Source organism: Bacillus sp. XF8 (assembly GCF_017498755.1).
Taxonomy (GTDB): Bacteria; Bacillota; Bacilli; order Bacillales; family Bacillaceae_G; genus Bacillus_A; species Bacillus_A bingmayongensis.
Genome location: NZ_JAGDQK010000052.1, coordinates 21,143 through 33,512 on the forward strand (window position 1 = coordinate 21,143; position 12,370 = coordinate 33,512).

At 32.4% G+C, this 12,370-nt stretch carries 11 protein-coding genes and 3 pseudogenes; 4 read left to right on the forward strand and 10 right to left on the reverse strand.

Going from position 1 to position 12,370, the window contains the following annotated elements; all coding sequences use genetic code 11:
* Positions 1-91 precede the first annotated feature (91 nt).
* From J4P91_RS25695 to J4P91_RS29505, 3 genes are all read right to left on the reverse strand, one after another.
* Positions 92-985: a DUF2268 domain-containing putative Zn-dependent protease gene (locus tag J4P91_RS25695; RefSeq protein ID WP_207996327.1), complete on the reverse strand. Its 894-nt coding sequence runs from the start codon at positions 983-985 to the stop codon at positions 92-94.
* Positions 986-990: 5 nt separating this feature from the next.
* Entirely contained in the window at positions 991-1,371 is a 381-nt protein-coding gene (locus J4P91_RS25700; RefSeq protein ID WP_307802555.1) for a MerR family transcriptional regulator, read from the reverse strand.
* 167 nt (positions 1,372-1,538) lie between these two features.
* Positions 1,539-1,670: a hypothetical protein gene (locus J4P91_RS29505; RefSeq protein WP_260632316.1), complete on the reverse strand. Its 132-nt coding sequence runs from the start codon at positions 1,668-1,670 to the stop codon at positions 1,539-1,541.
* Between the two features lie 361 nt (positions 1,671-2,031).
* On the opposite strand from J4P91_RS29505, the gene J4P91_RS25705 reads away from it, so the two are divergent.
* Complete coding sequence (locus tag J4P91_RS25705; RefSeq protein WP_207996328.1) at positions 2,032-2,481, forward strand: NUDIX hydrolase; 450 nt, start codon at positions 2,032-2,034, stop codon at positions 2,479-2,481.
* 281 nt (positions 2,482-2,762) lie between these two features.
* Positions 2,763-3,467, forward strand: a complete 705-nt coding sequence (locus tag J4P91_RS25710) for an alpha/beta hydrolase (RefSeq protein ID WP_207996329.1) — start codon at positions 2,763-2,765, stop codon at positions 3,465-3,467.
* Positions 3,468-3,829: 362 nt separating this feature from the next.
* Here the strand turns inward: J4P91_RS25710 and J4P91_RS25715 are convergent, their stop codons facing one another.
* From J4P91_RS25715 to J4P91_RS25735, 5 genes and pseudogenes are all read right to left on the reverse strand, one after another.
* Positions 3,830-4,288, reverse strand: coding sequence for a VOC family protein (locus tag J4P91_RS25715; protein ID WP_016133332.1), 459 nt, complete (start codon positions 4,286-4,288; stop codon positions 3,830-3,832).
* A gap of 659 nt (positions 4,289-4,947) precedes the next feature.
* Positions 4,948-5,793 (reverse strand): DUF2785 domain-containing protein, encoded by an 846-nt coding sequence (locus tag J4P91_RS25720; RefSeq protein ID WP_207996330.1) that lies wholly within the window; start codon positions 5,791-5,793, stop codon positions 4,948-4,950.
* 296 nt (positions 5,794-6,089) lie between these two features.
* Positions 6,090-6,311, reverse strand: a pseudogene (locus J4P91_RS25725) (TnsA endonuclease N-terminal domain-containing protein); the annotation flags it as partial.
* Positions 6,312-7,078: 767 nt separating this feature from the next.
* Complete coding sequence (locus J4P91_RS25730; RefSeq protein WP_207996332.1) at positions 7,079-7,378, reverse strand: hypothetical protein; 300 nt, start codon at positions 7,376-7,378, stop codon at positions 7,079-7,081.
* Positions 7,379-7,396: 18 nt separating this feature from the next.
* Positions 7,397-8,489, reverse strand: a pseudogene (locus J4P91_RS25735) (alpha/beta hydrolase family protein).
* A gap of 58 nt (positions 8,490-8,547) precedes the next feature.
* Between J4P91_RS25735 and J4P91_RS25740 the strand changes: the two are divergent.
* Positions 8,548-8,697: pseudogene (locus J4P91_RS25740) on the forward strand (DUF1433 domain-containing protein); the annotation flags it as partial.
* A 443-nt stretch (positions 8,698-9,140) separates the two neighbouring features.
* On the opposite strand, the gene J4P91_RS25745 reads toward J4P91_RS25740, so the two are convergent.
* On the reverse strand, positions 9,141-10,313 hold the full coding sequence (locus J4P91_RS25745) for a tyrosine-type recombinase/integrase (RefSeq protein WP_207996333.1): 1,173 nt from the start codon (positions 10,311-10,313) through the stop codon (positions 9,141-9,143).
* A gap of 407 nt (positions 10,314-10,720) precedes the next feature.
* Between J4P91_RS25745 and J4P91_RS25750 the strand changes: the two genes are divergently transcribed.
* Positions 10,721-11,725: a helix-turn-helix domain-containing protein gene (locus J4P91_RS25750; RefSeq protein WP_207996334.1), complete on the forward strand. Its 1,005-nt coding sequence runs from the start codon at positions 10,721-10,723 to the stop codon at positions 11,723-11,725.
* 165 nt (positions 11,726-11,890) lie between these two features.
* On the opposite strand, the gene J4P91_RS25755 is transcribed toward J4P91_RS25750, so the two are convergent.
* Positions 11,891-12,370 (reverse strand): IS6 family transposase (locus J4P91_RS25755; protein ID WP_207996335.1); only part of this gene is annotated, 480 nt, incomplete at its 5' end.

The window sequence follows — 12,370 nt, forward strand, 5'->3', positions numbered from 1 at the left end:
ATTTATCTCTTTTTCTATTAATCATACTAAAAAGTGACGCAGAATACATATTCTGCGTCATAATATTTCAAACTTTAAAAATTCTATTCTCTTAAAAAACACCACACCCTGTAATGATTTCTTCTGTACTTAACAAAGTAGCTTCTTGAATTGTGACGTTATTCTTTTTCATAAAAGATTGTACAGCATGATAACCTACGGCATAACCTGCGCCAGGTGCTAAGCCTACTGGTGCATAACCCTCTTTTTTAGCAATTTCATCCCCAAACATGTAACTATTAACTTCATCAAATCCTTTTAAATGAAAACCATCCCGAACAACATGAATCGAATATTCGAGTTCTTCTTCATCAATTGAGGTAACCCAAGGACCTAAATGTTCCTCACCGAACAACTCAGTAGCAAATGAATCTGCAAGCCCTTCAATGACTAAATACTCACCCAATGTCACGTCTCCATGATTCCAATCGAAATAAGAAAAACGGAGGTTATGATGAAATTCATGGGCAATAAGCGCGGGTATTCTCGGAACATTATAATCGTTTGGATGAATGGTTATAGTGACATACCCAGGTATTCCTCCGAAACCACAATAGCCCTTTTGATTTTTTAGTTTTTCAGGATCAGCAATATACATTCCAAACTTTAATTCTTCTGCAGCTACTTCTAAGTTGGCGGCTTTCGAAAATTCTATGCATCTTTTTAATGCTTTTTGAGCGATATCTGAAGCTTCTATTACTTTTAAATCATCTAATGCTTTTCTTGCTATATTACTTTCTTTTATATCCAGATATCCTAACATTTGAGTTGCCATCATAACATCATAACCATTTTTTTGTTTAGCTTTAAGTGGCACATTGATTGTGTTCCACATACCCTCAAAAGGCTTCATCATCGTGTATCTAAAGAAATTTTCTCTCTTTTCGAGAGGTAATGAAAGTAAAGTTTCATATTGATTTAAAGTATCTTCCATATATATTTTCATTTTAATCACCTCTTGTTTATATATTTTTCATTAAATTCATAAGACAGTTTAAGCGTATTTAATATGACATTTTCATTTTCAACATTCTCTAATTGGTTTAAAGATAAAAGTAAGTACTCTATACAAGTATACATTTCATCAAGCTGCAGTCTTATTTCTCTAATATCAAGTTCATGTAATGGAAAAGACGCTATAGATTTTAACCTTCTGCCTAATATTTTTAGAGTGAGAACTTTAATTAAGTCTAGTAAATCTTCATTTGATAAATTTATGTGTCCTATTTCATTTTTCTTTGGAGTAATCAAATTTAAATCACAATAATATCTTATTGCTCTTTCGGTCAAACCTGTGGCTTTTTTGACATACCCCGTCGTTACCAGTTGAATCCACCTCCTAAGATTAACTTACTCTATCACGTTGCGTTAGAGTCAAGGTGATTATCAATTTTTGATATGAAAAATAGCCCCTTCAATATCGAAGGGAGCTCTGTATTTAATAAACCTCAAGCAATTTCATTTCCATTAAATACGAACAACATAATTATATATAACTGTCATCTAGTGAGTGGCTCAAAAAAGAAGGAATTCTTGCCGTGCCCCTGTAACGGTGTATATGTTTCTTCTAAATCTTGATCTGATAAATTATTTTTTATTCTAGGATAAATCGTATCTTGGATGCTTGGCATAATTAACTCCTTATATAAAATTTTATAATTCTAAATTATTTATATAATAAAATAGGAACCTATCATATTTCCTGATAGGTTCCTTCCTTAAATGGGAAAAATTTCAGATGTGGCGGGTTATTCTTCGAATCGTTTCCGTACCCCATATAGGGGTCGCCCCAATGCCCATCAACTTAAGGATATTAACTATCCCCCAAGTGTAAAAATATGAAATGACAATAAAGTAGTTTAAAACCAAATAAAATCTTTTGGGAGATGGTATGAATTTGGGTTTTCATACCATCTTCTTTAATTTCTCTGTATAATAAAAGAAAGAATTTTTAGATATCTAAGCAATGAAAAGAGGGCAGGGGAAAATAACATGAGCTATATTATGAATTTACGAAAAAAAGTTGGAGCTGAGCCTCTAATTATGGTTGGAGCCTGTGTATTAATTTTTAATAATGAAAATCAACTTTTGATGCAATTAAGAAAAGATAATAAATGTTGGGGACTTGCGGGTGGCTCTATGGAATTAGGGGAAAGCCTTGAAGATGTTGCAAGTAGAGAGATGTTTGAAGAAACAGGATTAAAAGCGAATCAATTAGATTTATTAAGCACCTTTTCAGGCAAGGATTTTTATTACCAATATCCACATGGAGATGAAGTATATAATGTTGTAACAGCTTTTATCTGTCGAGATTATTGTGGCTCATTAAAATTTGACGAGTCAGAAGCTACAGATATTCAATTTTTTGATTTAACAAAACTTCCTAATAATATAAGTCCTCCAGATCAACTGGTAATTGAAAGGTTGTTTAATTTACAATAAAGTCATTTAAAAAATAATATAATTGTTTAAAAATCCTTCTTCCACTAACGGAGTAGATTAGCTCAATAAGGAATCAAAATAAGAACTTGTAGCTTCTGAAGAAATGGAAAAAAAGAAAGATTTTAAATACAAAGTAGACTCTGTTATACAGAGGTAGAGAGATATTATAATTCATTTGTGATAAATTAGGAATAGTTTGATTTGTTTAAAACTGAGTAGAGGATTATAAAGTGTGTGCGGTTTTTTGCCAAGTCCTATATGTCTTATTCTATGGAGGAAATATGCTTAAAGATAATTTTAAAATTAGTAATATTCCCACGGTTTTATGGGGAGATAAGAGTGAAAAAATTTTTATTGCAGTACATGGAAATATGTCAAATAAGGAAGATGCAGTTATTCAAATATTAGCTGAAGAAGCCAATCAAAAAGGTTATCAAGTATTAAGCTTTGATTTACCTGAGCATGGAGAAAGAAAAAATGATAATACTCCTTGCAAAGTACAGTTTTGTGTTAGTGAATTATCTATAATTATGAATTACGCAAAAGAACATTGGAAAGAAGTAAGCGTGTTTGCATGTAGTATGGGAGCTTATTTTAGCCTTTTAGCCTATCAAAATGATGTGTTAGAAAAGGCATTATTTTTATCACCAGTAGTTAATATGGAACGAATTATCGAAAATATGATGAAATGGTTTAATGTAACACCAGAGCTTTTGCAAAAAGAAATGACTATAGAGACACCTATTGGTCAAAAGTTATATTGGGATTATTTATGTTATGTAAAAGAACATCCTATTAATACATGGAATACAGATACCTATATTATGTATGGAGCCAAGGATGAACTGTGCGAATTTGAAACTATTAACTATTTTACAAAAAAACATCGTTGTGAATTAGAAGTCATGGAAATAGGTGAACATTACTTTCATACTGAAGAACAGTTAAAGATATTTGAACAGTGGTTACACAAACATATCGATTAACAAATTACAATTTATCTTGAACCTGTTAGAGAAGAATGGTGAATATATAAACTGATATTATATTTGAGAGACATTATAAATGTGAATGTATTCACTTAAACAAACAGGTGCATTAGTTCAATAAGAATTAAACAACTTTATTAATGATTTTTGAGTACAAATACCTTTAAATGTATAGAAATTTAACAACTTTAAAGAGCCTTACCGCACACTAGATTGTAGCAAGGCTCTTATATTTTCATAATAAAATTAAACAACTATATTATCGATTTACATTATCTTTGCACAAAAAAAACGTCATCCTTTCTGTATATTTTTACAAAAAGAATAACGTTTTTTTCGTTTTATAGATACAATTTCATTCATTTTTCTTGGTGTTCCGCATCCCATTCACTTAAATAGGATGCATATTCTAATTCATCTGGATTCTCATGTAACATAGAAATAAATTCTAATTTATTTCCATCACAATCCAGAAAGTATACACTTGCAGCGGGCATCCATCTTTGGACAATTGGCTCTTGATTTCCTTTTCCTTGACTTCCTACCACTTCTATTCCACGTTCCTCTAACCACAATTTAGAAGTCATTAAAAACTCCAAATCTACACCAAAAGCAAAATGTTTCGGCTCAAAGTCTTCAATATTATGTACTTCCCATAATCCAAGCATTTGTTTTTTATTTTCTCCTACCCAAAAGAAAGCCACTCTTCTTTTGGATAGTTTTCTTGCTAACGCTAACCCTAGCTTGTTTTGATAGAAATCTATCGCCTTTTCTAAATTTCTTACATGTAAATGAGTCTCGTATATGTTCTGTATCATTATGCTTATTCCTTTCTTTATTGGTAACTACCAGTTGAGTAGTTACTGTAATTCTAAATTTGAAATATGTATAATCCTAGTAATGTACATCTATATCCGATATACCTATTTACTATTATATCGAAATTGAAATATGATAAATCCAACTGAGGTAGCAAGTTCAAATGAAAATTCTACTACTTTTGTAGGGGAAATATCCATTAAATTCAGATGAAATCATATTTAAATAATGTGTAGCTTTAGAATAAAGATTGATCAAATTAATACTAATAGCCTTGATAAACAAGCAAAAAGAAAGAGCGTGTTTTGAAAAAGATTAATCAAAACACGCTCTTAATATATTTTATTGAATCACTCTTTTATAAAAAAGTTTGATCATTTCTATGATATTTCCTCCATTAAAGCGCCCTTTAATGGAGGAACATGCCAGAGGGTGTCAAACAAAGAACTAAGGCTTTGGTCAACCTTTTATAAAGCAGTCACAGTAGTAATTTTGTGACTGCCATTTTTAACTAAACGAAAATTGAAACACACTCTAACGATATTAATCTCTTAATAACAGTAAAAATTTAGTTACTCACTTTTTGTTTTTCTTGACATAAAAAGGGGCAATCCCTCAGCCAATTTTCCATGGCTTTTGGGACAGCCCCTCTAATCCTTTAACTGATAGAAAACCTGTTCAATTTTGCCTCAGTACCAAGCATGACAGTGTTAAGCTCATTCCCTCGGCTATCTTGTCCCCTTCTGAAATAGAGACTGCGTAAAAAATTCTTGCTGTTCACGCGAGCAATCACCTGACTGCGACTTCTCGGCAAATTGCAGCATTGCGCTAAACCGCTAATCCAATCAGCGATTTCTTGATGTGGAAGTAACTCTTTGTCAATCATCGTATCCACGATGTTGACCAACCGCTCATCATCCTCATCGCTAAAAATGTGTCTACCATTATGAAGCATGCCAGAAATCGCGACAAGAACCTCACGCAGTAGTGCGACGCTGCTCTCCTCGCACTGCACCAGCTCGACAAAAACATCCGCACCGTGAGACGCGCTGTGAGCCCAGCCTCCTACTGAAAGGTAACCTCGCAGATCCTTCTCCTCTTTATAATAACGGAGCATTGCATGCATTAATTGCTCAATTTCCGCTTGATTGAAAAATGGATTCTGTCTGTGGCGTTGCACAATCAAAGCGATAGGTAAGGCAGAGAACGTCCTTGTAAAAACTGACTGATCATCCTCGCTGCCAATACTATAGAACAAATGGTTCTCATCAGTCAGAACAGTGAAGAGGCTTCGTAACTCCTCTTCACTGAACCTATTCTCTTCCTTAATCCACATATAAAACATCGGATAAATCAGGTTATCCCGTAATTCTGGCTGAGGATCGCCAATATATTGAAGTAACAAAGGTAAGAAATCTTGATGCTGCTCACCTTCGCGTAACTGATACTCATCCTTCTCAATTCTTTGCAAATCCAGCATCAATTTGGTCCTTGTATCACTCATTTTCCCATCCCTCTCATCATTCGTTCTATTCGGTCGATTGTTTTTTCAAATACTCTTAAACCTACGTTGTTATATTTTAAAATTTTTTGCAATCTTATTTTTACTCCCGATTCATGAGCTGTAATTAACCTTTGACTCTGCTTTAAGTCATCAATAAGAATTATTACCGATAATATCCAAAGTGAAATCATATAAATTATCATAGTGTAATAGTTCAATTGCTTTATCTCTTTTCATTTCACGCCTTACTGCATATGTAGTTTCTCTATTTTTTCGAAATCTGTTCTGCGGCCAGCAATAATATAATTCGAATACTCAGTTAAATAAAAATAATTACGTTCTAAATCCGACAGAAATTCATGCTGTCTGTTTGTTTTTATTCCTTTTAAACGAGTTGAACGACCCTTTGAAGATACATCTTGAATCTTTAACCAAGGTTTATAATCTACTCCAATACCGGTCCCTCGACCTTGTTTAATCCACTGTCCAATCTCAGATGTTCTTTTTCTTTTCGACATAAAAACAACCCTTTAGATAATCATATCTAAAAGGGTAAAACGGTGCAACGTTATTTCAAATCTACATAATGAAAAAACGCTATTCTTTTGGTAAGAATATAAAGAAAGGATGGCATTTTTTACTCTTGGGGGTAGTTAATGTTCTTAAGTTGATGGGCATGCGGCTGTACCCCCTTAGGAACTTTCTTGATGAGAATGGAAGGAAGCATAAATTACCAATTTATCTATTTTAGATGTCGATTTGTTTATTGACATCTTTTTTTTTTATGATTTCCCATTTTTTAGGTGTGTCTTTTTGGCAACACCCTACCCTTAATAAAACCTTGATATTACTGGTTTTTTTATTTCCTCTATCTCACTCTTATATATAAGCCTAAAAGTTCCGCAAGGAACGGGTCGTATTTTTGAAAAAACCATTCAAAAATCTCCACCCTCAAAATTAAAAAGTCGGTTCGTTAATCCTCACCTAAAGGCTAACGTCTTTTCTTTTTAATTTTGTCCTTGCAAAACTTTTTTCGGCAGGTATGAGCATGTCGCCAAGCCGAACAAACCAAAAACAAGGTGTTAAGTTGTCCGACTTGGATCAACAATTATACCTGCCGAGCCGCCAGTTCTTTCGCTCAAAATATTGCTCTTTTTTCATATAAATCAACGTTATGTGGGGTTTAGCCCCCACACGACTAGCCAGCACTCACACCCAAAAACAAGGAAAAAGCAAACATAAATAACACTATATAATTAGAAATGAGCTTCAATATGAACTATCATTAATACTTTGGACCCATCATTATAAATTGATTTGCAAAATTCTCCATTGCTCTTCTATATTTTTCTAAATCACCTTGTATCCTTTGAAATTCATCAATTCTATATGTAAGCTTATCATCTACTTCACTCAGCCTTTTTTCAATTTCTATTGAAGTATTTCCTTTCCAGTTATGAGATAATAGTGTTTTAATAGAGTATAGTTTTGTTTTATGATTCTCTAAATCTTCTATACATTTAACCAATTGATTTGTAGCATTCATTACATCTACAGAGTGGTTAATAACATCATAATTTTTCATTCAATGATCTCCTTTCTGTTACCCTTGATTATCCACTTGTTCAAATTCATCTGCTTTTTGATCTATAAAGTCTGCTACTGAATGAAGGGGTTCCATATAACCTCTTTGGAAACCATAAACAGCATAAGTAATCGTATTAATTAAATTCCTATCTACACTAGCTGGTGATTGTTGTAATACATTTATTATTTTATGACTTGCTTCTGTTATCTTTTGGTTGATATCCTCAATTTCATTTTTTAAATCCCGTGCAATTTGTTTTATATCTTCAACTTTTAATTGAATTTCTGTTTCCTTGGCTTGTTGAATAACTCCATCTGGTTCTGATTCTGCTTTTAAAATGGCACGTCCATCGGAATGGAACATACCCTTAAAGGTATCCATTGGATGCTCTCTCATAAATAAAAGACCAAGAAGACCATGAGATGTTCCATTGCTTTCCACTAAGTATTATTTACCAATTTGTTTTGCGCCAAATTGTTCAAAATTACCAACAGCATCTTTTTTATGAGTAAAGTCGGTTGCTTTATTTTCCATCATGCCTTCATCTACTCGTTTTTTTGCTTCATCACTTAATAATCTATAAATATTTGGTGCAGCATATGTTGTTGTATAACAATTTCTTTCTGCCGCTACATATTGAGCTTCTGCGGCTCCCTTACTATGTCCGGTAGTGTGAACAGAAGTTGGTTCATATTTTTTATTCACTTTATCTACAAATTCTAGCGCACTATCAAATGATGTAGGTAGATTTTGGAACTCTCCACCTATTGCACCAAAGTTTTTTTTTCATTCCAAACCCAATGTGAAATATGTCTGTAGATAGGTCTCCATCAAATTTACCAAACTCTGTTCCGCGGAATGAATAGATTATATTGTCATAATGTTCTTTATGTGGGTCATAATCCTCTGCAGGTACAACAGCGATTGCTTGTAATCCATTTTTTATTTGTTGACAATCCGAATCTATGGATTCTATAACTTTCCATTCGTGTCCATTTGTGCCTTTTATTTTGGCACCTTTATGTAAGAGTTTATCACTGTAAACTTGGTCGGATAGTTGATAAAAGTCTTCGTCTGTTGCAATCGAATTTTTTTCGAATTCATTCATATGTTTCAACTCATTTCATGGTATATTTTTACTATATTCAAATGCAAGGGGATTCCAAATGAAAAAGAAATTGGTAATTATATTATCCATTATTTGTATTATAGCAGGGGGATATATTACGATGGAATATGTAAAACAAAAAGAAAAAGAAGATCAATTTTGGAAAAAGCAAGAAGCTCGGATAGAAAAATATATTCATTATAATGTTTTTCTTTTTTAATTTACCCATATTTCCCCTCCTTCCAACTTAGCCAAACGCAAGTTCGGTTAAGTTATATAACATCAAAAAGAAAATGTACATAATATTTCCATTCTGCATATGTATCTACATTAAGACACAGTACTTCTCCAAAAAACGTAAAATATGACTCATTTTAGAATGATACGCTATACTTTCCTATGATTCTACTGAATGAGATACAAGTTTTTTGTTTCAGGGGGCATTTTTGAACAAATTCCATATAACCACCTCAACACTCTTCAAATTAAGTTTTATAGGGATTGATACTTGTAGTATTAATCGTCACTCTAAAACCTGTTAAATCGGATTCTGAGGAGTCGTTTTTTCTACATTGCAGATATATTTTTACATAAATATACAAAAATAGAATTTAACGCATCTTTCTGTTCGTATACATTCAATTCGTTCTATCAACCTAACATATCCGCAAAAGTGGTTCCTACATTGTTTTTACGCTTCATATGTTTTTCTAAATAAATCTTAGTTGTTTGAATATTTTCATGGCCCAATGTCTGCATTAAGTGATATAAATCAGCATTCCCCTGCTCCACTGCCATAATCGCAAAGGCGTGACGAAATGTGTGTGCTGTTACTGGATTTTCACGATGTTGTAAGAAATCTAAATTTGTTTTTTTTATCATATCTGTTACTTGGTTAGATAACGTTTTGGAGTTATAAAAGTTCCCTCTTTGATTGACAAATAACGGACTCTCATCTCCCTGGTCCAATACTGTTTTAAAGCCTCTTCTTTTTCTCATTTCACAAATACATTGATATAAATGTTCAGAAACGAAAAGCTCACGCACCTTATCCCCTTTTCCAGTAACTTTTAGCCAATACTTACCGTCATAGTGTAAATCTTTTACCCTTGTTGTACACAATTCCTGAATTCGTGCACCAGTACTTGCTAACGCAAGCAGAATTGTGTAATTCACTAAGTGTCCTCTATCTTTATAAAAACTGAGTATGTTCATGACTTCATCATACGATAAATCACGGTTTGGTCGATCCTGCTCATTTACATTTGCACGCTGCAATTCTCCATGAAGTGTTTTTTCAATGTAACCGTACTGGTGCATATGCTGCAAAAAAGAACGAATCAGTACGGTTTTCTTCGCAAGTGTCGCAACCGCATAAGTTGATTCATTTCGGCCATTCTTCACCTGCTTTAACCAGGTATTATACTTTCGAATGTGCCAAGGTTTTAATGTTTTTAATAAGGAAGCTTTTTGCTTTACTTCTTCCCCGTTTATTTCAAATTCTTCTGCATGCTGCACCATACATTGGCAAAATGATAGAATTTCTGTTACATAACTCTTCTTTGTTTCTTCTTTTCTATTTTTCTTTTCATCCATATCTTTTTGTAGATGAACAAAATGATAGATCACTTCTAGATCACTTAAGAAATGATATTTATCCTTCCCCTCTTTTTCTGCTACCTCTATTTTCTGTTCCACATCTTTTATATAACTACTATCATTCATAAATGGAACAACAGCTTGTATGTTATCTATATATGTATTTATAAATTGTTTTTTATCATTTCTAATTGCTATTAATTCTTTACTACTCATATTATCCATACAATCTCGACCCCTTTATCTGTATAGATTCACAATAATTTATTTCATATTCAATTATACAATGAATCTTAATTCACTTACATTGATTATACAAAATAAAAAGTATGCTTATTCTGTAAGAACTCTCCATTCTTCTCTATTTAATTATACATATAATTTTTTATAAATTATTACAAATAATATATATATATATAATCAAAAATTAATTAAACATTAAACGTATTTTATATCTTATTTTACATTCAAAGATTTTCAATTTATAAATCACATATAACCTTAACTTTAAATCCATAGTGAAAATGATGTATTTAACATATTAAGAATTGATTTCATATGTATGATGCTCTCTGATATAATATAAATATAGTTAATCAATTAGTAAAATTGAGTAAGGGGGCATTATTTTCATGTCACAAGATTTATTGTTTATTACAAAGCCCACGGTAACTACAAAAGAAGCAGCGGATTTAATGGGAGTTACCGTACAGACTATCCTAAAGAAAGAAAAAGAAGGTTTAATCGAATGTGTATATAAAGATAACTGGAAACAGTTTGGCAGCAAAATATTTTACTTAGAAGATATTGAACGATTAATGAATAGAGAAGAGATAAAAGGTTTAAGTACAAAAGAAGCTGCTGAACTTTTAAATGTGGCACCATCTACCATCTTTACTTATATTAAATCTGGAAAATTACCAGCAACCATGGTGAAAAAGCGTGGAAAACAAGTATATGTCATTGCTGAAGAAGATTTAGAGATTTTTCATCTCGATTATGAAAAAACAACTACGAAAGAACGAAAAACATTTATCTCTAAGATCCAGGATACTGAAATTTATTTATTCCAATTACTTACACATAAAGATACATCTAAATTAGCTCGTGTGATAGAAATCAATGGAACAGATGGAAAAGTCATAACACAGGATGAAGAAATATTTCCACTATCTGACTACAAAGAACTTGGCTACACAGCTGAACATTTCGGTAAACATACGGTGATTACGAAACGTGGTTATCTATCTTTTACTTTAAAAAAACCTCAGCTATTTAATTCGATTACTTATAATTTAATAAACTTGTTTTATAAAGAAATTGGTGTAACCAATATGCGTTTAACTGTGATACAAGACAAAATTCATATAGAAATAAAACCTTTTGTATTAAAAGTGGAGCCACTACAATTTCAAGAGGAGATCAAGTACTTACATTCTCATATGAAAACGGGTTCTATATTACCGCATATTGAAGGAATCTACTTTAAAAGTAATGTAGAGCCATTAACTTTCCATGCAGATCATGAATTCAAACAAAAAATTATTGAAATGGCCTCAGCAGCCGGTTTAGGACAAGAAGAATTCCTTCTTCAAGCAGTCAAAGCATACATTACCAAGTTGGAAGAAACAGATTAGTGTAGCTTTTGAATAAAGTTTAACTAAAAGGATTGCAGAAAGCTTTATTTAGCAGCAAAAAAAGAAACTATTTTGAACAAAGATTGATCAGAATAGTTTCTTCGGTTCTGGTGCAAAAATATATTTTTAAAAAAGTAGGACCTGAATTTCCTACTAAATTACAGATTATGATGCGATACCAAACAATTTATCAATGAAATCTTTTTGATTTTGGGCAGACTTTACCCCTTGATGAAGTTGCTTCTTTTTCATCATATGCATCGCTTCTATGCCACTCAGTATGTAAGTGGCTGTACGAAATGATTTGAATCCTAACATCGAACGCACTCGCTTTTGAATAAATCGATGATCTTGTTCCACGATGTTATTGAGATATTTCACTCGCCTTATTTGGATGCCTACAGGCATCTTTTTTTCATTCTTCAACTCTTCAATTGCTACAGGATAGGCGGGATTCCTATCGATGGTTATCACACGAGGCTGTGAAACATGAAAAGACTGCAAAGCTTTCTTGAAGAAATGCTTTGCAGCCTTGTGATTTCTTGTTTTGCTTAGGTAGAAATCAATTGTGTTTCCTTCTGAATCAACTGCACGATATAAATACATCCACTTTCCTTTGACCTTAATATACGTCTCGTCTACTCG

What these genes read in the sequence shown, in the direction of transcription:
- J4P91_RS25710 (WP_207996329.1), top strand. Translation starts at nt 2,763, where the DNA reads ATGCTTAAAGATAATTTTAAAATTAGTAATATTCCCACGGTTTTATGG.
- J4P91_RS25745 (WP_207996333.1), bottom strand. Translation starts at nt 10,313, where the DNA reads ATGGATAATATGAGTAGTAAAGAATTAATAGCAATTAGAAATGATAAA.
- J4P91_RS25730 (WP_207996332.1), bottom strand. Translation starts at nt 7,378, where the DNA reads ATGAAAAATTATGATGTTATTAACCACTCTGTAGATGTAATGAATGCT.
- J4P91_RS25750 (WP_207996334.1), top strand. Translation starts at nt 10,721, where the DNA reads ATGTCACAAGATTTATTGTTTATTACAAAGCCCACGGTAACTACAAAA.
- J4P91_RS25720 (WP_207996330.1), bottom strand. Translation starts at nt 5,793, where the DNA reads ATGAGTGATACAAGGACCAAATTGATGCTGGATTTGCAAAGAATTGAG.
- J4P91_RS25715 (WP_016133332.1), bottom strand. Translation starts at nt 4,288, where the DNA reads ATGATACAGAACATATACGAGACTCATTTACATGTAAGAAATTTAGAA.
- J4P91_RS29505 (WP_260632316.1), bottom strand. Translation starts at nt 1,670, where the DNA reads ATGCCAAGCATCCAAGATACGATTTATCCTAGAATAAAAAATAATTTA.
- J4P91_RS25695 (WP_207996327.1), bottom strand. Translation starts at nt 985, where the DNA reads ATGAAAATATATATGGAAGATACTTTAAATCAATATGAAACTTTACTT.
- J4P91_RS25705 (WP_207996328.1), top strand. Translation starts at nt 2,032, where the DNA reads ATGAGCTATATTATGAATTTACGAAAAAAAGTTGGAGCTGAGCCTCTA.